Origin of the sequence: Pseudomonas sp. GD03858 (genome assembly GCF_029840925.1) — a bacterium.
In the GTDB taxonomy this organism is placed as follows: Bacteria; Pseudomonadota; Gammaproteobacteria; order Pseudomonadales; family Pseudomonadaceae; genus Aquipseudomonas.
Genome location: NZ_JAOCDM010000069.1, coordinates 1 through 20,238, shown reverse-complemented (window position 1 = coordinate 20,238; position 20,238 = coordinate 1). Strand labels below are relative to the sequence as shown.

18 protein-coding genes are annotated in these 20,238 nt (G+C 65.9%); 10 read left to right on the top strand and 8 right to left on the bottom strand.

Annotated features, from left to right (window positions below):
- Window positions 1-11: 11 nt before the first annotated feature.
- The 4 genes from N5D48_RS17325 to N5D48_RS17310 form a co-directional block, all read right to left on the bottom strand.
- The gene (locus N5D48_RS17325; RefSeq protein WP_279886535.1) at window positions 12-305 is read right to left on the bottom strand and encodes a YcgL domain-containing protein; all 294 of its coding nucleotides are present in this window, start codon (window positions 303-305) and stop codon (window positions 12-14) included.
- A complete protein-coding gene (gene rnd / locus N5D48_RS17320; protein ID WP_279886530.1) occupies window positions 302-1,435 on the bottom strand; it encodes a ribonuclease D in 1,134 nt (377 codons plus the stop codon). Before rnd ends, N5D48_RS17325 begins: the two co-directional genes overlap by 4 nt.
- Window positions 1,436-1,528: 93 nt before the next feature.
- Window positions 1,529-3,166 (bottom strand): phosphoethanolamine--lipid A transferase, encoded by a 1,638-nt coding sequence (locus tag N5D48_RS17315; protein WP_279886528.1) that lies wholly within the window; start codon window positions 3,164-3,166, stop codon window positions 1,529-1,531.
- Between the two features lie 164 nt (window positions 3,167-3,330).
- On the bottom strand, window positions 3,331-3,696 hold the full coding sequence (locus N5D48_RS17310) for a 5-carboxymethyl-2-hydroxymuconate Delta-isomerase (protein WP_279886526.1): 366 nt from the start codon (window positions 3,694-3,696) through the stop codon (window positions 3,331-3,333).
- Between the two features lie 117 nt (window positions 3,697-3,813).
- Here N5D48_RS17310 and N5D48_RS17305 point away from each other — a divergent pair, with 117 nt between their 5' ends.
- Window positions 3,814-4,050 (top strand): YdcH family protein, encoded by a 237-nt coding sequence (locus tag N5D48_RS17305; protein ID WP_279804823.1) that lies wholly within the window; start codon window positions 3,814-3,816, stop codon window positions 4,048-4,050.
- Window positions 4,051-4,171: 121 nt separating this feature from the next.
- On the opposite strand, the gene N5D48_RS17300 is transcribed toward N5D48_RS17305, so the two are convergent.
- A complete protein-coding gene (locus N5D48_RS17300) occupies window positions 4,172-5,353 on the bottom strand; it encodes a PLP-dependent aspartate aminotransferase family protein (protein ID WP_279886523.1) in 1,182 nt (393 codons plus the stop codon).
- 152 nt (window positions 5,354-5,505) lie between these two features.
- On the opposite strand from N5D48_RS17300, the gene N5D48_RS17295 reads away from it, so the two are divergent.
- Window positions 5,506-5,964, top strand: coding sequence for an Lrp/AsnC family transcriptional regulator (locus N5D48_RS17295; RefSeq protein ID WP_279886520.1), 459 nt, complete (start codon window positions 5,506-5,508; stop codon window positions 5,962-5,964).
- A gap of 125 nt (window positions 5,965-6,089) precedes the next feature.
- Here the strand turns inward: N5D48_RS17295 and N5D48_RS17290 are convergent, their stop codons facing one another.
- Window positions 6,090-8,420, bottom strand: a complete 2,331-nt coding sequence (locus N5D48_RS17290; protein WP_279886517.1) for an FdhF/YdeP family oxidoreductase — start codon at window positions 8,418-8,420, stop codon at window positions 6,090-6,092.
- A gap of 254 nt (window positions 8,421-8,674) precedes the next feature.
- On the opposite strand from N5D48_RS17290, the gene moaA reads away from it, so the two are divergent.
- Both moaA and N5D48_RS17280 read left to right on the top strand, forming a co-directional pair.
- Entirely contained in the window at window positions 8,675-9,679 is a 1,005-nt protein-coding gene (moaA, locus tag N5D48_RS17285) for a GTP 3',8-cyclase MoaA (RefSeq protein WP_279886515.1), read from the top strand.
- Window positions 9,680-9,700: 21 nt separating this feature from the next.
- A complete protein-coding gene (locus N5D48_RS17280; protein WP_279886513.1) occupies window positions 9,701-10,600 on the top strand; it encodes a bestrophin family protein in 900 nt (299 codons plus the stop codon).
- Between the two features lie 213 nt (window positions 10,601-10,813).
- Here N5D48_RS17280 and moaB read toward each other — a convergent pair whose 3' ends face one another.
- Window positions 10,814-11,353: a molybdenum cofactor biosynthesis protein B gene (gene moaB / locus N5D48_RS17275; protein ID WP_279886511.1), complete on the bottom strand. Its 540-nt coding sequence runs from the start codon at window positions 11,351-11,353 to the stop codon at window positions 10,814-10,816.
- Between the two features lie 189 nt (window positions 11,354-11,542).
- On the opposite strand from moaB, the gene N5D48_RS17270 reads away from it, so the two are divergent.
- Window positions 11,543-12,430 (top strand): LysR family transcriptional regulator, encoded by an 888-nt coding sequence (locus tag N5D48_RS17270; protein ID WP_279886508.1) that lies wholly within the window; start codon window positions 11,543-11,545, stop codon window positions 12,428-12,430.
- Here the strand turns inward: N5D48_RS17270 and N5D48_RS17265 are convergent.
- On the bottom strand, window positions 12,418-13,197 hold the full coding sequence (locus tag N5D48_RS17265) for an AraC family transcriptional regulator (RefSeq protein ID WP_279886505.1): 780 nt from the start codon (window positions 13,195-13,197) through the stop codon (window positions 12,418-12,420). The genes N5D48_RS17270 and N5D48_RS17265 overlap by 13 nt on opposite strands.
- Window positions 13,198-13,575: 378 nt before the next feature.
- On the opposite strand from N5D48_RS17265, the gene N5D48_RS17260 reads away from it, so the two are divergent.
- The 5 genes from N5D48_RS17260 (at window position 13,576) to N5D48_RS17240 (ending at window position 20,197) form a co-directional block, all read left to right on the top strand.
- Window positions 13,576-15,192, top strand: coding sequence for an APC family permease (locus N5D48_RS17260; RefSeq protein WP_279886502.1), 1,617 nt, complete (start codon window positions 13,576-13,578; stop codon window positions 15,190-15,192).
- 111 nt (window positions 15,193-15,303) lie between these two features.
- Window positions 15,304-16,230 (top strand): 4-hydroxyproline epimerase, encoded by a 927-nt coding sequence (locus N5D48_RS17255; RefSeq protein WP_279886499.1) that lies wholly within the window; start codon window positions 15,304-15,306, stop codon window positions 16,228-16,230.
- A 41-nt stretch (window positions 16,231-16,271) separates the two neighbouring features.
- Window positions 16,272-17,219 carry a dihydrodipicolinate synthase family protein gene (locus tag N5D48_RS17250; RefSeq protein ID WP_279886496.1) on the top strand — a complete coding sequence of 316 codons (948 nt, stop codon included), beginning with the start codon at window positions 16,272-16,274 and terminating at the stop codon, window positions 17,217-17,219.
- A 158-nt stretch (window positions 17,220-17,377) separates the two neighbouring features.
- Window positions 17,378-18,955 (top strand): aldehyde dehydrogenase (NADP(+)), encoded by a 1,578-nt coding sequence (locus N5D48_RS17245; RefSeq protein WP_279886493.1) that lies wholly within the window; start codon window positions 17,378-17,380, stop codon window positions 18,953-18,955.
- A 3-nt stretch (window positions 18,956-18,958) separates the two neighbouring features.
- Entirely contained in the window at window positions 18,959-20,197 is a 1,239-nt protein-coding gene (locus tag N5D48_RS17240; protein ID WP_279886491.1) for an FAD-dependent oxidoreductase, read from the top strand.
- Window positions 20,198-20,238: the final 41 nt, after the last annotated feature.

Sequence of the window (20,238 nt, the reverse complement as noted above, 5' to 3'; positions counted from 1 at the left end):
CCGTGCCTGGATCAGGCCGGGTCGTTGCGGCGCAGCAGCTCTTCGGGCAAGTGCTCGATGTACTCGTCTTCCGGCGGCGGCATCTGCAGGTGGTAGCCCTGGCTGTCGAGGTTCTCCAGCACCTTGGCGATATCTTCACGGGCCAGCTTGCGCTCGGGGCTGAGCACCAGGTCGAAGGCATGCACGGGGGTGCCGAAGAACGGCAGCAGTGCCTCCGGCACGCGCTCCAGGCCCTCGGCCTTGAGCACGTAGAGGTACATCTCGTTCTTGCGCGGGCTCTTGTAGATCGAACAGATACGTTTCATCGGGAATCTCCGGCACCGGCCAGGTCGTCCAGCAGGGCCTGGCCCATGCGCTCGCGGCGCCAGCCACGCAGGGCATCGGGCAGTTGATAGGGGCCGTCGGGGTAGCCGCTCTTGAGCAGCGCTTCGAGGGCTTTCTTGCGCAGCATCAGTTCCGGCGCGATGCCCAGCCGCTCGCCTTCGGCCTGGCCGATGGCGCGCAGGCGCTTGAGGATGCCGGAGGCTTCGATCGGCAGCGGCTCGGGCAGTGGCTCGGGCCATTGCTCCGCGGGCAGGCTGGCGGCGCGCTTGATCAGCTGGATCAACTGCTCACCGTCCTGGCGGATGGTACGCGGGTGCATCTCGTCGATTTTCGCCAGCGCCGACGGGCTGTCGGGCTGACTCTTGGCCATGGGCCACAGCGAATGTTCCTTGAGGATGCGATTGCGCGGCACATCGCGGCTGCGGGCCTCGCGCTCGCGCCAGGCGCACAGTTCGCGCAGCACCGCCAGTTGCTGGCGACCGAGCTTCCAGGCCAGCTTGACGTCGCGGTACAGGGTTTCGGGCTCGACCTCGCGGCGCAGCGCGGCGACCAGCTCGGCACCGTCCTCCAGTACCCAGGCGTACTTGTCATCGGACAGGCGCGGGCGCAGGGCGTCGAACAGCTCGGCCAGATGCACGGCATCTTCGGCGGCGTAGCTCACCTGGGTGTCCGACAACGGGCGCTGCAACCAGTCGGAGCGGGTCTCGCCCTTGGGCAGTTCGAGCCCCAGCACTTCCTGCACCAGGCGCGAATAGCCCATCGAGAAGCCGATGTTCAGGTAGCCGGCGGCCAGCTGCGTGTCGAACAGCGGCTGGGGCAGCTTGCCGGTCAGGCGCAGCAGCACTTCCAGGTCTTCGCTGCAGGCGTGCAGCACCTTGACCACGCCGCTGTCGTCGAGCAGCTCGGCCAGCGGCTGCCAGTCGCGGATCAGCAACGGATCGATCAGGTAGGCGCATTGGCCGACGCCGACCTGAATCAGGCCGGCCTTGGGGTAGAAGGTGTCGACCCGCATGAATTCGGTGTCGAGCGCCACGAAGGGCTGTTCGCGCCAGCTTTGGCAGTGTTCGGCCAGGGTCTGGTCGTCACGGATCCAGTGAATTTCGATGGCCACGAGGCTCTCCCACTAACATTGGCGCGCAGTATATACGGCGCGGCCCCTGGGGGTGAAACCTCGCGCCATCCGTGGTGCCGTGCGATCGCCCGCTCAGCGGTCCGCCGCCAGCCATGGCCGGCAGCCGGCGAACATGTCCAGCGACTGTTGGTAGACCCCGGTGCGCACCTGCAGCAGGCCGAGCATCGAGTGGAACAGGTTGTCCTGGGACAGCGGCGCGTCGCGCAGCCTGGCCAGGCAATCGGTATCCAGGGCGAAGTCCTGGCTGTAGCTGTCGGAGAACCAGGCCAGCAACGGCACATGCTTCTGCTGGTCCGGCGCCATCATGTAGGGCGTGCCGTGCAGGAACAGGTTGTATTCACCCAGCGACTCGCCATGGTCGGAAAGATAGATCATCGCGGTGTCGACCTTGTCCTGCCTGCTGCGCAGGGTATCGATCAGCGACGCCAGCACCTTGTCGGTGTAGACCAGGGTGTTGTCGTAGCCGTTGACGATCTCCTGCTCGCTGCACTGGTTCAGGGCATTGCTGCGGCACACCGGGGTGAACGGCTCGCTACCCGCCGGGTAGCGCTTGAAATATTCGGGGCCGTGGCTGCCCATCTGGTGCAGAACCAGCACAGTGTCCTTGTCGAGGTTGTCGAGCAGCTCACCCAGGCCTTGCAACAGGACTTCGTCGTGGCATTCGCCGCTCGCGCACAGCGCCGGGTCCTTGAGGTTGCTGACATCGACGAACTGCACACGGTCGCAGGTGCCCTTGCAACCGGATTGGTTGTCGCGCCATTGCACGGCCAGGCCCGCGCGCTGGAGGATGTCGAGCAACCCTTCGCGGTTCTTGGCCACGCTGGCGTCATAGTCCTTGCGCGGCATGCCGGAGAACATGCAAGGCACCGATACCGCGGTCTCGGTGCCGCAGGAGTGCACATCGCTGAACGCCAGCAGGCCCTGTTCCTTCGCCAGGCGGGGTGTGGTGTCGCGGCCATAGCCGAGCACGCCGAAGTTGTCTGCCCGCGCACTTTCGCCGACCACCAGCACCGTCAGCGACTTGCGCTCATGGTGCTGCCAGGCGGCATCGCGCCGTGCATCTTCGCCGTACTGCTGGAACGGTCTGGCGGCCGTGCCGATCTGTTCGCGAACATAGCCGAACGAGGCACCGACGATGTTGCTCGGGGTGAGCATCAGGCGCAATTCATGGTGATTGCGAAACAGCGAGGACAAACCCTGGTAGTTGACCAGCGCCACCGAGCCCAGCGCCGCGACGCACGCACCGCCGACCACCAGTTTGCCCAGCACTTCGCGGTACCACGGGCGATAGGCGATCGTCGCCTTCCACACCAGCAGCGAAGGCAGCACGCCCAGCAGCAGGATATACAGGACAAACTTCACGGAGAGCAGGTCGCGCACTTCCGCGACATTGGTTTCGGCGACATTGCGGAACATGCCGGCATCAATAAGCACGCCATATTGATTCATGAAGTAGGCTACTGCCGCGCCGCTCATGAACAAGATAATCAATACCGGTTTCAATACATAACGAAACGCCAGCAGCGTAAGTACCAAATTAAAGGCGAATAACATCAGCACGGCGAACGCCAGACTCAGCCATAGTCCCACCATGCCGGGCGGCACGATGGACTCCAGGTGCTCCCAGAGCAGTGCGTTGAAACCAATCAGCAGGTAAAGGCTGGCCAGCAACGTGACCCATTCGGTCCGCAGGGATTTTAATTTGAGCATGGCGTTCGCAGTAAGAGTTCATCAGCGGCCAACACGCCCGGACGGGCAGGTTGGGAAGTTGGCCGAACTCTAGAAAGCCTAGCATCAATTTTTTGTGAAAAAGACGCCAACAATTGGTCGGTCGGCATCTTTCATCGATTAAACAACTTTCATTCAGCTGCCATTCAGCCAGGCAGGCGAAGTTTGGCGTACGGCTCGCGCTCGATGTCCAGCACCTCCACGCACAGCTGGATATCCAGGCCGGGCTGGGGCGCGATGGCATCGCGCAGCACTTCGAGCAGGCTGCCTGACAGTTGCTGCTTCACTTGCGCCGTACGGCCACTGAGGATCGCCAGGCGCACATGGGCGAAGGCACGCTCGCCCGGGGCGGTACCGACCCGGTATTGACCGAAGGCCTGGGCACGGCTCTTGATGTCCAGTTCTTCGGCGAACTGGCCGCTGCCGACCAGGGCGTGATTCAGGCGCAGCAGCAGCACGTCGACATTGAGCTCGCGCAGGTTGTCGCTGTATTCCAGGTTCAGGTGGGGCATGACGCAGGTTCCATTCACGCAGGGAGGTGCGACAGCCTAACCCAGTCCCGCATTGCGGCAAAGGCGACTATCCTCATGGTTCAGGCCCGTTTGCCAACCCCTGAGAGAGGTGAAGAAATGCCCGTTCCGCATGATTTGCTCGCTGACCTGCACGTGACCGCCGACCAGTTCCAGGCCCTCATCGACAAGAACCAGGACCTGCACAAGCTGCACAAGGAATACAACGCCAAGGACAAGGAGGTGGTGGCCGCCGAAGGCAACGCCACCAACGACGACACCGTCAACCTGCTGCGCAAGGAACGGCTGCTGATCAAGGACAAGATCGAACGGATCGTCCATCCGCCCAAATCCTGACTGACTCAGAACATTTGCCGGCCTCTTCGCGGGTAACCCCGCTCCCACAGGTACAGCACTGACTTCAAGCCATGCAGTATTGCTGTGGGAGCGGGTTTACCCGCGAAAAGGCCGGCGGCCATCACACGGAAGCTGAAGCCTTCAGCGCCGTCTCCAGGTCCTCGATCAGGTCCCGGTAATCCTCGATCCCGATCGACAACCGCACCAGGTTCTCGCTGATCCCCATCACGCCTTTCTGCTCCGGGCTGAGCGAGTTGTGCGACATGCTCCAGGAGTGGTTGATCATGCTCTCCACCCCGCCCAGCGAGTCGGCCAGGACGAAGATCGACAACGCCTCGACCAGACGATTGACCGCCGCCCGGTCGCCCTTGATGCGCAGCGCCACCACCGCGCCACCCGTGCGCATCTGACGCTTGCACAGTTCATGCTGCGGATGGCTTTCCAGCCCTGGGTAATAGACCTGCTCGACCTGCGGATGCTGTTCGAGGAACTGCGCCACGCGCAGGGCATTGGCGCTCTGGCGCTCCATGCGCACGTCCAGGGTCTTGAGCCCGCGCAGCGCCAGGTAGCAGTCGAACGGCCCCTGGATCGCGCCCACGGCCATGCTGATCTTGCGCAAACGCCCCAGCAGCTCGTGATTGGCCGCCACCACCACGCCGCCGGTGAGGTCGGAGTGACCGCCGATGTACTTGCTCGCCGAGTGCATCACCAGGTCCACGCCGAGGGTGATCGGTTGCTGGTTCCACGGCGAGCAGAAGGTGTTGTCGATGCAGGTCATCACACCCCTGGCCCGGGCCAGGTCGCAGACCGCCTTGATGTCCACCAGGTGCAGCAGTGGGTTGGTCGGCGACTCGATCCAGATCAGCTGGGTCTCGGGACGGATCGCCGCGGCCACGGCCTCGATGTCGTTGAGGTCGACATAGGTGGTGGTCAGGCCCGAGGTGCGTCCACGGTAGTCTTCCAGCAGGCGGAAGGTGCCGCCGTAGACGCCGTTCATCACCACTACATGGGCGTCCTTGGACAGCAGTTCGAGCACCGTGGCGGTGGCGCTGACGCCCGAGGCGCAGGCGACCGCGCCGACGCCCTCCTCCAGTGCGGCCACGCAGGTTTCGTAGGCGTGCCTGGTCGGGTTGCTGACACGGCTGTAGGCGTATTCGGGGTTGTCGTCCAGGCCGCGCTTGATGAACGAGCTGGAAGTGACAATGGCCGGGAAGATGGCATTGTCTGCGACGCTGGACTGCTCACCGGCGTGGATGGTGCGGGTGGCGAAATTGCGCGGTTTGTCGGACATGGTCGGGTCCATTGACTGAGGATGGAAAAGCGCAACTATCTCATATCCGCCAGGGGCCGGCGCCCCCGGAACGTTACTTTCGTCAAACCCACAGCAATGGTTTCAACGTTCGCTCCGAGCCGCTATTCTCGGGAAAATTTTTCTGATTCGGGTCATTCGGCGATATGGACAGTTTCGACCAGCACATCCTCACCCTGCTCCAGCGCGACGCGTCCATGTCCCTGAAGGACCTGGCCGAGGCGGTCAACCTGTCCACCACCCCTTGCTGGAAGCGGGTCAAGCGCCTGGAGGAGGAAGGTTACATTCGCGGCCGCGTCGCCCTGCTCGACCCCGAGCGCCTGGGGCTAGGCCTGACGGTGTTCGTCCAGCTCAAGACCCAGCGCCACGACAGCGCGTGGCTGGCGCAGTTCGCCGCCACGGTGACGGCGTTCGAGGAAGTGATGGAGGTGTATCGCATGTCCGGCGACTGGGACTACATGCTGCGGGTGGTGGTGGGTGACATCGCCGCCTACGACCGCTTCTACAAGAAGCTGATCACCAGCACCGACGGGCTGTCCAACATCACCTCCAGCTTCGCCATGGAGCAGATGAAGTACACCACGGCGTACCCGGTGCGTCGCTAAGACCGGGCGGAGGCGGTGGCGTGGGAGCGGGCTTGCCCCGCGATGGCGTCGGCAGGTCCGCTGGAGTAGACATGGACGGGGATGTCGCGGGGCAAGCCCGCTCCCACGCTGGCACCAACACCCTGTCAGTCGGTTGTGATTGTCGCCTCGATCCGATTCCCGCCCTTGGCCTTCTCCAGCCTGATCGCCACGAACTTCGAGGTCGGCGTATAGGTCCCCTCGCCATAGCTCTCCAGCGGCACCAGCGGATTGGTCTCCGGGTAGTACGCCGCCGCCTGCCCCTGCGGCACGTCATAGGGCACCAGGCGGAACCCCGACACGCGCCGCTCGCGCCCGTCCTCCCACAGCGACACCAGGTCCACGTGCTCGCCCGGCTCGAAGCCCAGGCGGCGGATGTCGGCCTCGTTGACGAACACCACCTCGCGCAGGCCGAACACGCCCCGGTAGCGGTCATCCAGCCCGTACAGGGTGGTGTTGTACTGGTCGTGGGAACGCAAGGTCTGCAGGATCAGGTCCGGTTTGTCGCCGCGCGCCAGCACCTGGGCGTTGACCAGTTGCTCGGGCAGCGGGCTCGGGGTGAAGCATGCCTTGCCGGTGGCCGTGCGGAAGTTGCGATCCGCGGCGTTGTTGCCCAGGTGGAAGCCGCCGGGATGCTGCAGGCGCGCGTTGAAATCGGCGAAGCCCGGGATCACGTCGGCGATCATGTCGCGGGTGTGACCATAGTCGGCGATCGCGTAGTCCCAGTCGATCGGCTTGCTACCCAGGGTGGCCTTGGCCATGCCGGCGACGATGGCCGGCTCCGAACGCAGGTGCGGCGAGCGCGGCCGCAACTGGCCATGGGAGATGTGCACCATGCTGAAGGTGTCTTCCACGGTGACACCCTGCGGCCCGTCGGCCTGGATGTCGATCTCGGTACGCCCCAGGCAGGGCAGGATCAGCGCCTGCTTGCCATGCACCAGGTGGCTGCGGTTGAGCTTGGTGCTGATCTGCACGGTCAGCTCGCAGTTGCGCAGCGCCGCGTAGGTGCGCGGGGTGTCCGGGGTGGCCTGGGCGAAGTTGCCGCCCAGGGCGATGAACACCTTGGCCCGGCCCTCCTCCATGGCCTGGATCGCCAGCACGGCGTTGTGGCCATGCTCGCGCGGCACCTTGAACTGGAAGCGTTTTTCGATGGCATCGAGCAGCGCCGCCCTGGGCTTCTCGTCGATGCCCATGGTGCGATCGCCCTGCACGTTGCTGTGGCCGCGTACTGGCGACAGGCCGGCGCCCGGCTTGCCGACGTTGCCGCGCAGCAGCTGCAGGTTGACGATCTCCTGCACGGTCGGCACCGAATGGCGATGCTGGGTCACGCCCATGGCCCAGCACATGATCACCCGTTCGGCCTTGCGGTACATGCGCGCGGCCAACTCGATCTCGGCCTTGCTCAGGCCGGACTGCTCGACGATGTGTTCCCAGGACGTGGCGTCCACCATGGCCAGGTACGCCTCGATCCCGCTGGTGTGCTCGGCGATGAAGGCATGGTCGAACACCGCCGGCAGGCCATTGGCCTGGGCTTCGCGCTCCCACTGCAGGAGGAACTTGGCGATGCCGCGCATGGCCGCCATGTCGCCGCCCAGGGCCGGGCGGAAGTAGGCGGTGTTGGTCGGCTCGGAACCGTTGCTGAGCATCTCGAACGGGTGCTGCGGGTGCTGGAAGCGCTCCAGGCCGCGCTCCTTGAGCGGGTTGAAGCACACCACCTGGGCCCCGCGCCTGACCGCCTCGCGCAGCGGTTCGAGCATGCGCGGGTGGTTGGTGCCGGGGTTCTGGCCGATGACGAAGATCGCGTCGGCCAGCTCCAGGTCATGGAACACCACCGTGCCCTTGCCCACGCCGAGGGTTTCGGCCATGCCCACGCCACTGGCTTCGTGGCACATGTTCGAGCAGTCGGGGAAGTTGTTGGTGCCATAGGCACGCACGAACAGCTGGTAGAGGAACGCCGCCTCGTTGCTGGCCCGGCCCGAGGTGTAGAACTCGGCCTGGTTCGGCGATTCGAGGCTGTTCAGGTGCCGGGCGACCAGGGCGAAGGCTTCGTCCCAGCTGGTCTCGACATAGCGGTCGGTGGCCGCGTCGTAGCGCATCGGGTGGGTGATGCGACCCTGGTATTCGAGCCAGTAGTCGGTCTGCTCGAGCAGTGCGCTGACGCTGTAGCGCTCGAAGAACGCCGGATCCACCGAGCGACCGGTGGCTTCCCAGTTGACCGCCTTGGCGCCGTTCTCGCAGAACTTGACCATGTCGCTTTCCGGCGACTCGCCCCAGGCACAGCCGGGGCAGTCGAAGCCGCCGTTCTGGTTGGTCTTGAGCATGGCCCGCAGGTTCTTGAAGGCGTTCTCGCTGCCCAGCCAGCTCTTGGTCACGCTCTTGAGCGCGCCCCAGCCGGCGGCCGGCCCCTTGTAGTCCCTGATGTGTTCGTCCTGGCTCATGCTCTGTGTTTCCCGCGCGATGTTTTTTTCAGACTAAGAAGCACGCCTGCATGCGTCCAATCGATATGAGTGAAAGCGTGATAAACGATCTCGATCACGCGATACAGGCCTCGCCAGCCGTGGCCTGCAGCACTGATAGAGGAGACTGATCGAACGGTCGGGGAAAGCAATTTGACGGCGTTGGACTCAGGTTATAGCTTGAACCTTGTCTGCGGCCTTTCGCCGCCCCCTTCACTTCAATGCCGAGCGCGAACGTGGATAAGAACCCCCAGGCCCTGATCGACGGTTTCAACCGCAAAGTCGACTACCTGCGGATGTCGGTCACCGACCGCTGTGACTTCCGTTGCGTCTACTGCATGGCCGAAGACATGCAGTTCCTGCCGCGCCAGCAGATCCTCAGCCTCGAAGAGCTGTACCAGGTCGCCGAGCGCTTCGTCGCCCTGGGCACCCGCAAGATCCGCCTGACCGGCGGCGAGCCGCTGGTGCGCCAAGGCATCGTCGAACTGTGCGGGCGCATTGCCGCCCTGCCCGGCCTGCGCGAGCTGTGCCTGACCAGCAATGGCTCGCAACTCGGTCGCCTGGCCCAGCCACTGTTCGACGCCGGCGTCTCGCGCCTGAACATCAGCCTGGACAGCCTCGACCCCGAACGCTTCCGCGCCCTGACCCGCACCGGCGACCTCGCGCAGGTGATCGCCGGCATCGATGCCGCGCGCGCCGCCGGTTTTCGCCGCACCAAGCTCAACGCGGTGGTGCTCAAGGGCCGCAACGACCACGAGATCGTCGACCTGGTGCGCTTCGCCATCGACCGCGAGCTGGACATTTCCTTCATCGAAGAGATGCCCCTGGGCGTGATCAGCGAGCATGAGCGCGGCGAGTCGTTCTGCTCCAGCGACGACGTGCGCGCCCGTCTGGCCGAGCACTTCACCCTGATCGAGTCGGCCGAATCCTCCCAGGGCCCGGCGCGCTACTGGCGCCTGGCCGAAGCGCCCAATACCCGGGTCGGCTTCATCTCGCCGCACAGCCACAACTTCTGCGCCACCTGCAACCGCGTGCGCCTGACCGTCGAGGGCCGCCTGCTGCTGTGCCTGGGCAACGAGCACTCCGTGGACCTCAAGCAGGTCCTGCGCCAGCACCCCGGCGACAGCGCGCGCCTGGAACAGGCCATTCGCGATGCCATGCAGCTCAAGCCCTATCGTCACCATTTCGAAGTCGGCGGCGAAGTGCAGATCCTGCGTTTCATGAACATGACCGGCGGCTGATCGGCCGCCTCTGGAACCGCCTTGATCGTCCATCCACGCCCCGACATGCTGCGTGTGCTGTTCACCCTCAAGGGCTCGATCGTGAAGCGCATCGCCCTGCGCTGCCTGGGCGTGACACTGCTGGCGGCGCTGATCGTGCTGATCGAGCGCCACTACCCGGCATTGTTCTATCCGGTCAGCGCCACGCCCTTCACCCTGCTGGGGCTGTCGCTGTCGATCTTCATGAGCTTTCGCAACAACGCCTGCTACGACCGCTGGTGGGAGGGCCGCAAGGCCTGGGGACGGCTGATCATCGAGGTGCGCTCGTTCGTGCGCGAAAGCGTGGCGATCGAGGATCGACACCTGCGCGCGCAGATGCTGCGCGGCCTGTGCGGTTTCGCCCATGCCCTCAACGCCCGGCTGCGCAACGAAGACGAACTGCCCCTGGCCCGCACCTGGCTGGCCGAGGACGCGCCGATCACCGCGCACAATGTGTGCGACGGTATCCTGCGCGATATCGGCGAACAGTGCTCACGGCTGGCGAAGGACGGCGCGATCAGCGAGTTCCGCTACACCGTGCTGGAGCAGCGCCTGACCGGGCTTTCGGACGTGCAGGCCACCTGCGAGCGGATCAAGGGCACGCCACTGCCCTTCCCCTATACCCTGCTGCTGCACCGCACCATCTACATCTTCTGCATGCTGCTGCCGTTCGCCCTGGCCGAACCGCTGGGCTGGCTGGCGCCGCTGTTCACCACCATCGTCAGCTACACGTTCTTCGGGCTGGATGCGATCGGCAACGAACTGGAAGATCCATTCGGGCGTGACGAGAACGACCTGCCGACCGATGCGATGGTGCGCACCGTCGAGCGCGATGTACTGTCGGCGCTGGGGCATGAGCCGCTGCCGCCGGCGTTGGTGCCGGTGGATCATGTGCTGAGCTGATGGCCTCGTCGCGGGGCAAGTCGCATCGGCGCACCGCCGCTCCCAGGAACAGCACATGGCTTGAGGTCAGTGTGCTCTCCCTGTGGGAGCGGCTTTAGCCGCGAACACCGGCGCAGCCGGTGCCATGCGCCGCGTCGCTTGCTTCGCGGGTGAACCCGCTCCCACAGGAGTTGCGCAAGGCTAGGGGTCAGTGCGGTCGATGGATCCCTGTGCTCAACCTCGGCTTTCACATGGCCCAATCGGCTTCAGGTGCGCGACGAAGTTGCACGGCCGGTGCCGCGCATCCAGCTGTTCGGCGAGGATGCCCTCCCACGCCGTGCGGCACGCCCCGGTCGAGCCCGGCAGGCAGCACACCAGGGTACCGTTGGCCATGCCCGCCAGCGCCCGGCTCTGCACGGTGGAGGTGCCGATATCGAGAATCGACAGGGCACGGAACAGCTCGCCGAAACCATCGATGCGCTTGTCCAGCAGGCAGTCCACCGCCTCTGGCGTGCTGTCACGCCCGGTGAAGCCGGTGCCACCGGTGATCAGCACCACCTGCACCTGCTCGTCGGCGATCCAGGTGGCGACCTGGGCGCGGATCTTGTACAGGTCGTCCTTGAGCAGCTCCCGCGCCACCAGGCGGTGACCCACGCCGACGGCGCGGCTGGCCAGCAGCTCGCCGGAGGTGTCGGTATCGTAGGTACGGGTGTCGCTGACGGTCAGCACCGCAATGTTCAGCGGTACGAACACCGCGTCCGGTTTCACGCTCATGGCCTCTGCTCCAGGATTGAACTGGCGGCCACGTTAGAGACAAGCCAGGCGAGCGTCCAATCGATACCATGCAACGGATGATCGACGCCCTCTATCACTGGTGCTGAAAGCGTCGATCCGCTCACGAATGATTAGCCAGCTGCTTCACTCTTGGTTAAGGTCTATCCACCTTGCAACCCAGGCCGCACCATGGACATCAAACAGCTCAAGTTCCTCATCGCCCTCGACCAGACCCGCCACTTCGGCCAGGCCGCGGCGCTTTGCCATATCACCCAGCCGACCCTGTCCATGCGCCTGCGCAACCTCGAGGACGAACTGGACCTGGTGCTGGTCAAGCGCGGCCAGCGCTTCGAAGGCTTCACCGAAGCCGGCGAGCGCATTCTGGCCTGGGCCCGCACCCTGCTCGCCGCCCACGACGGCCTGCAGGCCGAGGCCGCCAGCTGCCGCGGCCAGGTGGTCGGCAGCCTGCGCCTGGGCACCGTGCCGCTGGCCAGCTTCAACCCGATGCAATTGCTGATGCCGCTGCGCGAGAAGTACCCCGAGCTGCATTTCCAGTTGTCGTCGCTGAGCTCCGAACAGGTGGTCGATGGCCTGAGCCGCAACCAGCTCGACCTGGGCATCTGCTACCTCGACCAGGTCAACACCAGCTTCTTCGACGTGATCGAGCTGAGTACCACCACCATGGGCTTGCTGCACGATACCCGGCACTTCCACTTCGAGACCGACAGCCTGCGCTGGGACGACCTCGGCGACCTGCCCCTGGGCCTGCTGAGCAAGGGCATGCACTACCGCCAGTCCCTCGACCTGAGCTTTCGCAGTCGCGGCCTGGAACCCAACGCCGTGCTGGAGAGCGATTCGACCTTCCAGCTGATCCAGGCGATCAACACCGGCGTGTGCTGCGCGATCATGCCGCTGGACTGCGGGCTGGAGGAGCTCAGCCAGCACATGCGCATCATCCCGGTGCAGGACGCCAGCATCCACAGCCCGGTCGGCCTGTTGCTGCGCCGCAGCGAGCCACGCTCGGCCATCGCCGAGCAATGCTTCGACGAAGCCCGCGCGCTGTTTCAATCCTCCTGAGCCGTCGCCTGGCGGTACTGGCGCGGAGTGAAGCCGGTCAGTTGGCGGAACTGCCGGCTGAAGGCGCTGTGGTCGGTGTAGCCGCAGCGCAACGCCACCTCGATGATCGGCAGGTCGCTGTGCAGCAGCTGGTGCGCGTGCTCCAGACGGGCCTTGTGGATCATCTGCCGGGGCGTGAGGTGAAACACCCGCTTGCAGTAACGCTCCAGTTGCGCCACCGAGATACCAGCGATGCGGGTCAGCTCGCCCAGGCTGATCGGCTGATGGAAATGCGCGCGGATATGCGCATCCACCGCCGCCAGGCGCTGATAGGCCGGATGGGTGTCGGCGGCTGACTGCAGGTCGACCGAAATGCCCACCAGGCCGATGATCCTTCCTGCCGGATCGCACAGCGGGCGCTTGTGGGTCAGGCACCAGCCCGGTTCGCGGCTGCCGTACAGGTGCAGCTCCAGCTGGTCTTCCAGCACCAGGCCTTGCTCCAGCACACGCCGATCCTGCTCGGTGTAGCCGGGGCCAAGACGCGCCGGGAACACCTCGGCGCTGGTCTTGCCCAGTAACGGCTGCAACTGCTTCAGGCCACAGCGCTGCACCAGCGTGCGGTTGGCCAGCACATAGCGGGCCTGGTCGTCCTTGATGAAGATCGCCGCGTTGGTGATCACGTCGAGCATGGGCAGCAGCCAGATCACCCCGGTGAGCAGGGCCTCGAGGGATTCGGGGCGGTGCTGGTCGAGGGTCTGGTACAGGGTTGCCAGTGAGTCGTGTGACATTCAATCAGGTCTCCGGTGGCAGGGCCGGCCTCTTCGCGGGACAAGCCCGCTCCTACAGGGATCGCGCCGATCTCGAAGCAAGCGCAATACCTGTAGGAGCTGGCTTGTCCCGCGAAGAGGCCGGTATTGCCACTGCATCTCTCCAGCCCTTGCCGGCTATGCAATCCAGCCTATCCAGCCACCGCCCCAGCTCGCCAGTCTTTTCTTCGACTGTGCCGATTTCGTCACCCACCTTGCAGAAAACCATCAAGAACCGACGCCCTGATCGGTCCACTCTATGCCCCACGCAAGCCGCCCCACGACTTACAAGAGCGCGGCCGACCAAGCCGCATCGTGACATCAGACCTGCCTATCCAAAACCTACAAGAAGGCGCAACCATGTCAGGCAAATTCAAGAAACAGCTGTCACTGCTGGACCTCACCTTCATCGGCCTGGGCGCCATCTTCGGCTCCGGCTGGCTGTTCGCCGCCAGCCACGTCTCGGCCATCGCCGGCCCGGCCGGCATCCTCTCCTGGTTCCTCGGCGGCTTCGCCGTGCTGCTGCTGGGCATCGTCTACTGCGAACTCGGCGCCGCCCTGCCACGGGCCGGTGGCGTGGTGCGCTACCCGGTGTACTCCCATGGCCCGTTGCTGGGCTACCTGATGGGTTTCATCACCCTGATCGCCTTCTCCAGCCTGATCGCCATCGAAGTGGTCGCCTCGCGCCAGTACGCCGCGGCCTGGTTCCCAGCCCTGACCAAGACCGGCTCCAGCGACCCGACGGTACTCGGCTGGCTGGTGCAGTTCGCCCTGCTCGGGTTGTTCTTCCTGCTCAATTACCGCAGCGTGAAGACCTTCGCCAAGGCCAATAACCTGGTCAGCGTGTTCAAGTTCATCGTGCCGCTGCTGGTGATCGGCGTGCTGTTCACCTTCTTCAAGCCGGAGAACTTCGAGGTCCAGGGCTTCGCGCCGTTCGGCCTGTCCGGCGTGGAGATGGCGGTGTCGGCCGGCGGCATCATCTTCGCCTACCTGGGGCTCACGCCGATCATTTCGGTGGCCAGCGAGGTGAAGAACCCGCAGCGCACCATCCCCATCGCGCTGATTCTTTCGGTGCTGCTGTCCACCGCGATCTACGCCCTGCTGCAACTGGCGTTCCTCGGCAGCGTGCCGACCGAAATGCTCGCCAACGGCTGGGCCGGGGTGACCAAGGAACTGGCCCTGCCCTACCGTGACATCGCCCTGGCCCTGGGCGTCGGCTGGCTGGCCTACCTGGTGGTGGCCGACGCGGTGATCTCGCCTAGCGGCTGCGGCAACATCTACATGAATGCCACCCCACGGGTGATCTATGGCTGGGCGCAGACCGGCACCTTCTTCAAGTACTTCACCCGCATCGACGAGCAGTCCGGCATCCCGCGCCCGGCGCTGTGGCTGACCTTCGGCCTGGCGGTGTTCTGGACCCTGCCGTTTCCGTCCTGGGAAGCGCTGATCAACGTGGTGTCCGCCGCCCTGGTGCTGAGCTACGCGGTGGCCCCGGTATCGGTCGCCGCCCTGCGCCGCAGCGCCCCCGACATGGCCCGGCCGTTCCGCGTCAAGGGCATGGGCGTGCTCGGCCCGCTGTCGTTCATCATCGCCGCGCTGATCGTCTACTGGTCGGGCTGGAACACCGTGTCCTGGCTGCTGGCGCTGCAGATCGTGATGTTCGTGCTGTACCTGCTGTGCCGCCGCTTCGTGCCCACCGAACACCTGTCGCTGGGCCAGCAGGTGCGCTCGTCGGCCTGGCTGATCGGCTTCTACGCCGTGACCATTTTCCTTTCCTGGCTGGGCAGCTTCGGCGGCCTGGGCGTGATCGGCCATCCGCTGGACACCGTGATCGTCGCTGCCTGTGCCCTGGGCATCTACTACTGGGGCGCGGTCACCGGCGTGCCGGCCCGACTGGTGCGGCTCGATGGCGACGATGAAAGCGAAGCGGGTGCCGAAGCGCATCGCGGACACGAGCCGGCTGCACTGGCCTCCTGAACAGACGGGAATCTCGTGGAAGCGGGCTTGCCCCGCGATTCAGGGCAAGCGGCCTCATCGCGGGGCAAGCCCGCTCCCACGATTCCCCCACACGTTGGAACGAACTGACCTATGAAAGAGATCCACGTCATCGACTCCCACACCGGCGGCGAACCGACCCGCCTGGTGATGAAGGGCTTCCCACCCCTGCACGGCCGCAACATGGCCGAGCAGCGCGACGAGCTGCGCGAGCTGCACGACCACTGGCGCCGCGCCTGCCTGCTGGAGCCGCGCGGCAACGATGTGCTGGTGGGCGCGCTGTACTGCCCGCCGGTCTCTGCGGATGCCACCTGCGGGGTGATCTTCTTCAACAATGCCGGCTACCTGAACATGTGCGGCCACGGCACCATCGGCCTGGTCGCCTCGTTGCGCCACCTGGGCCTGATCGAACCGGGCGAGCACAAGATCGACACGCCGGTCGGCCCGGTCAGCGCCACCCTGCATGACGACGGCGCCATCACCGTCGGCAACGTGCCGTCCTACCGCTACCGCCAGCAGGTGGCGGTGGACGTGCCAGGGCATGGCCTGGTACGCGGCGACATCGCCTGGGGCGGCAACTGGTTCTTCCTGGTGTCCGAGCATGGCCAGCGCATCGCGCTGGACAACCGCGAAGCGCTCACCGACTACACCTGGGCCCTGCTCAAGGCCCTCGAAGCCCAAGGCATCAGCGGTGAAGACGGCGCCCCGATCGACCATGTCGAGCTGTTCGCCGACGACGCCAACGCCGACAGCCGCAACTTCGTCATGTGCCCCGGCAAGGCCTACGACCGCTCGCCCTGCGGCACCGGCACCAGCGCCAAACTGGCGTGCCTGGCCGCCGACGGCAAGCTCGCCGAAGGCCAGACCTGGGTCCAGGCCAGCATCACCGGCAGCCAGTTCCACGGCCGCTACGAACGCGACGGCGAACGCATTCGCCCGTTCATCACCGGCCGCGCCCACATGACCGCCGACAGCACCCTGCTGATCGACGAGCAGGATCCGTTCGCCTGGGGCATCTGACCCCGTTCATTTCCCACTGAATACCGCCAGGAGTGACAACAATGACCGACAACATCTTCACCGGCACCATGCCCGCCCTGATGACCCCCTGCACCGCCGAGCGCAAGCCGGACTTCGACGCCCTGGTGCGCAAGGGCCGCGAACTGATCGACGCCGGCATGAGCGCGGTGGTGTACTGCGGCTCGATGGGCGACTGGCCGCTTTTGACCGAGGCCGAGCGCCAGGAGGGCGTGGCGCGCCTGGTGGCCGCCGGCATCCCGACCATCGTCGGCACCGGCGCGGTGAACACTCGTGAAGCGGTGTCCCATGCCGCCCACGCCGCCAAGGTCGGCGCCGCCGGCCTGATGGTCATCCCCCGGGTGCTGTCCCGTGGCGCCTCGCTGACCGCGCAGAAGCACCACTTCTCGGCGATCCTCGGCGCCGCGCCGAAGCTGCCCGCGGTGATCTACAACAGCCCCTACTACGGTTTCGCCACCCGCGCCGACCTGTTCTTCGAGCTGCGCCGCGAGTACCCCAACCTGATCGGCTTCAAGGAGTTCGGCGGCGCCGCCGACCTGCGCTACGCCGCCGAGCACATCACCTCCCAGGACAACGACGTGACCCTGATGGTCGGCGTCGACACGCAAGTGGTGCACGGTTTCGTCAACTGCAACGCCACCGGCGCCATCACCGGCATAGGCAACGCGCTGCCCCGCGAAGTGCTGCAACTGGTCAGCCTGAGCAAGCGCGCCGCCAAGGGCGATGCCAAGGCCCGACGCCAGGCCCGGGAGCTGGAGTCGGCGCTGGCGGTGCTGTCTTCGTTCGATGAAGGCTGCGACCTGGTGCTGTACTACAAGCACCTGATGGTGCTCAACGGCGACAGCGAGTACCGCCTGCACTTCAACGAAACCGACGCCCTCACCGACGCCCAGCGCCACTACGCCGAACAGCAGTACGCGCTGTTCCGCACCTGGTACGCCAGCTGGTCGGCCGAGCAGAACCAGGCTTGATATCGAGGACAGGCCGCCCTCCCCTGTGGTAGCGGGTTCACCCGCGAACACCGGCAAGGCCGGTGCCATGCACCGAGTTGCTTGTTTCGCGGGTAAACCCGCTCCCACAGGGCTGCGGCACGCCCTCGATCCTGAATTTAATTGCAAAGGATGTCCTCATGCCCCTCACCGGTAACCTGCTAATTGGCCAACGCTCCGTGGTCGGCACCGAAGCACCGATCCGCGCCATCGATCCGGCCAGCAACCAGGCTCTGGAACCCGCCTACGCCGGCGCCAGCGCCGCACAGGTCACCCAGGCCTGCGCCCTGGCCTGGGCGGCATTCGATGCCTACCGCGAAACCACCCTGGAACAACGCGCCCACTTTCTCGAAACCATCGCCGAGCAGATCGAAGCCCTGGGCGATGCCTTGATCGACCGCGCCAACGCCGAGACCGGCCTGCCCGAGGCTCGTCTGCTGGGCGAGCGCGGCCGCACCTGCGCGCAACTGCGCACCTTCGCGCGCGTGGTCCGGGCCGGTGAATGGCTGGATGTACGCGTGGACAACGCCCTGCCCGAGCGCCAGCCACTACCGCGTCCCGACCTGCGCCAACGCCAGGTTGCCCTGGGGCCGGTGGCGGTGTTCGGCGCCAGCAATTTCCCGCTGGCCTTCTCGGTGGCCGGCGGCGACACCGCCTCGGCACTGGCCGCCGGTTGCCCGGTGGTGGTCAAGGCCCATGGCGCCCACCCCGGCACCAGCGAACTGGTCGGCCAGGCCGTGGCCCGGGCGGTCGCGCAGTGCGAGCTGCCCGACGGCGTGTTCTCGCTGCTGTACGGCGCCGGCCGTGAGGTCGGTATCGGTCTGGTCAGCGACCCACGCATCAAGGCCGTCGGCTTCACCGGTTCGCGCAGCGGCGGCCTCGCGTTGTGCCTGGCCGCCCAGGCACGTCCGGAGCCAATCCCCGTCTATGCCGAAATGAGCGCGATCAACCCGGTGTTCCTCTTCGAAGCCGCCCTGCAGGCCCGAGCGGAACCTCTGGCCCAAGCCTTCGTCGCTTCGCTGACCCAGGGCGCCGGCCAGTTCTGCACCAACCCCGGGCTGCTGATCGCCCGCCAGGGTCCAGCCCTCGAGCGCTTCATCAATGCCGCCGCCGAGCATGTCCGGCAAACCACGGCACAGACCATGCTCACCCCCGGCATCGCCAGCGCCTATGTCCGTGGTGTCACCGCACTGAGTGACAACCGCAATGCTCGGCAGGTCGCCAGCGGCCTGCCCGATCAAGGCCCGAACCAGTGCCAGGCGCACCTGTTTGTCAGCTCGGCCCAGGCGTTTCTCGCCGACCCGGCGCTGCAGGCCGAAGTGTTCGGCGCCGCCTCGCTGCTGGTCGCTTGCGACAGCGACGAGCAGATCCGCCAGGTCGCCGAACACCTGGAAGGACAGCTGACCGCCACCCTGCACCTGGACGCCGCCGACCTCGACCGCGCCCGGCAGTTGCTGCCCACCCTCGAACGCAAGGCCGGGCGGATCCTGGTCAACGGTTGGCCGACCGGGGTCGAGGTGTGCGACGCGATGGTCCACGGCGGTCCGTTCCCGGCCACTTCCGACACCCGCGCTACCTCGGTGGGCACCGCGGCGATCCTGCGTTTCCTGCGCCCGGTGTGCTACCAGGACTTCCCCGATGCACTGCTGCCCGATGCGCTGCAACACGGCAACCCGCTGCAGCTGCGCCGCTTGCTCGATGGCCGGCGGGAAGGCTGAACCATGACCGCCACTGACACGGACATCGCCGTGGTCGGCGCCGGCATCGTCGGCGTCGCCTGCGCCCTGCAGCTGGCCCGCCAGGGCCGCCGGGTGCTGCTGATCGATCGCCAGGCGCCGGGCCACGGTGCGTCGTTTGGCAATGCCGGGCACCTGGCCACCGAGCAGGTGTTCCCCATCGCCGACCTGTCGATTCTCAAGCGCCTGCCGGCCATGCTGCTGGACCCGATGGGCCCGCTGCGCCTGGACTGGAAGTACCTGCCACGGGCCCTGCCCTGGTTCACTCGGCTGCTTTTGAACCTGCGTCCGGAGCCGTTCCTGCGCAGCGTGGCGGGCCTTCGCGCGATCAATGAAAGCAGCCTCGGCGCCTGGCAACGACTGCTTGCCTCCATCGACCGCAGCCACTTGCTCAAGGAAGACGGTTCGCTGCTGGTATTCGAACGCCACGAATCGCGCCAGGCGCTCACGACGTTGCGCGCCCGCATGCAGGCACAGGCCGTGCCCGTGGACCTGTGGTCGGCAGAAGCGGTGAGCGAAGCGGCACCGCAGTTGAGCCCGTCGATCCTGGGTGGCCTGTTCTTCCCGCGCACCGGTCACTTCCTCGACCCCTATCAGGTGGTCTGCGAGCTGTTCAGCGCCGCCAGGGCCAGTGGCGTGCGCTTTCTGCGCGCCGAGGTCGATGGCGGCCAGATGCATGGCCAGGGCATCAGCCTCGCCAGTGACCAGGGCACCCTCGAGGCCCGCCAGGTGTTGATCAGCGCCGGGGCACATTCGGCCAGGCTCACGGCCGCGCTGACCGGTCGGCAGGTACCGCTGGATACCGAGCGCGGCTACCACCTGATGCTGCCGGCGGAGCATCAACGGCTGCCGTTCGCCGTCACCTCGCTGGAGCGCAAGTTCATCATGACGCCCATGGCCGACGGCCTGCGCCTGGCCGGCACGGTGGAGTTCGCCGGGCTCGAGGCGCCGCCGAGCATGCAGCGGGCGTGGCAACTGCATCGGTTGAGCAAGGGCTTGTTCCGGCGCGAGCTGGATGCCGAGGGGGCGACGCCGTGGATGGGGTTCCGGCCTTCGTTGCCGGATTCGCTGCCGGTGATCGACCGAGTGGCCGATGGTAAGGTGCTGCTGGCGTTCGGGCATCAGCACCTGGGGTTGACCCAGGCGGCGGTGACGGCGGAGTGGGTGGGACAGTTGGCTGCGGGGGCCGAGGTGGAACAGACGTACAGATTGGATCGGTTCTGATTTTTCGGGCACCAGGCCGTTCAAAGAATAACGTTGCAAAC

Bases quoted from the DNA above. Each gene is read 5' to 3' on its own strand.
- N5D48_RS17325 (WP_279886535.1), bottom strand. From the start codon at position 305: ATGAAACGTATCTGTTCGATCTACAAGAGCCCGCGCAAGAACGAGATG.
- N5D48_RS17265 (WP_279886505.1), bottom strand. From the start codon at position 13,197: ATGTCACACGACTCACTGGCAACCCTGTACCAGACCCTCGACCAGCAC.
- N5D48_RS17270 (WP_279886508.1), top strand. From the start codon at position 11,543: ATGGACATCAAACAGCTCAAGTTCCTCATCGCCCTCGACCAGACCCGC.
- N5D48_RS17255 (WP_279886499.1), top strand. From the start codon at position 15,304: ATGAAAGAGATCCACGTCATCGACTCCCACACCGGCGGCGAACCGACC.
- N5D48_RS17295 (WP_279886520.1), top strand. From the start codon at position 5,506: ATGGACAGTTTCGACCAGCACATCCTCACCCTGCTCCAGCGCGACGCG.
- N5D48_RS17290 (WP_279886517.1), bottom strand. From the start codon at position 8,420: ATGAGCCAGGACGAACACATCAGGGACTACAAGGGGCCGGCCGCCGGC.
- N5D48_RS17245 (WP_279886493.1), top strand. From the start codon at position 17,378: ATGCCCCTCACCGGTAACCTGCTAATTGGCCAACGCTCCGTGGTCGGC.
- N5D48_RS17250 (WP_279886496.1), top strand. From the start codon at position 16,272: ATGACCGACAACATCTTCACCGGCACCATGCCCGCCCTGATGACCCCC.
- N5D48_RS17315 (WP_279886528.1), bottom strand. From the start codon at position 3,166: ATGCTCAAATTAAAATCCCTGCGGACCGAATGGGTCACGTTGCTGGCC.
- N5D48_RS17310 (WP_279886526.1), bottom strand. From the start codon at position 3,696: ATGCCCCACCTGAACCTGGAATACAGCGACAACCTGCGCGAGCTCAAT.
- N5D48_RS17240 (WP_279886491.1), top strand. From the start codon at position 18,959: ATGACCGCCACTGACACGGACATCGCCGTGGTCGGCGCCGGCATCGTC.
- N5D48_RS17305 (WP_279804823.1), top strand. From the start codon at position 3,814: ATGCCCGTTCCGCATGATTTGCTCGCTGACCTGCACGTGACCGCCGAC.
- N5D48_RS17260 (WP_279886502.1), top strand. From the start codon at position 13,576: ATGTCAGGCAAATTCAAGAAACAGCTGTCACTGCTGGACCTCACCTTC.
- N5D48_RS17300 (WP_279886523.1), bottom strand. From the start codon at position 5,353: ATGGACCCGACCATGTCCGACAAACCGCGCAATTTCGCCACCCGCACC.
- moaB (WP_279886511.1), bottom strand. From the start codon at position 11,353: ATGAGCGTGAAACCGGACGCGGTGTTCGTACCGCTGAACATTGCGGTG.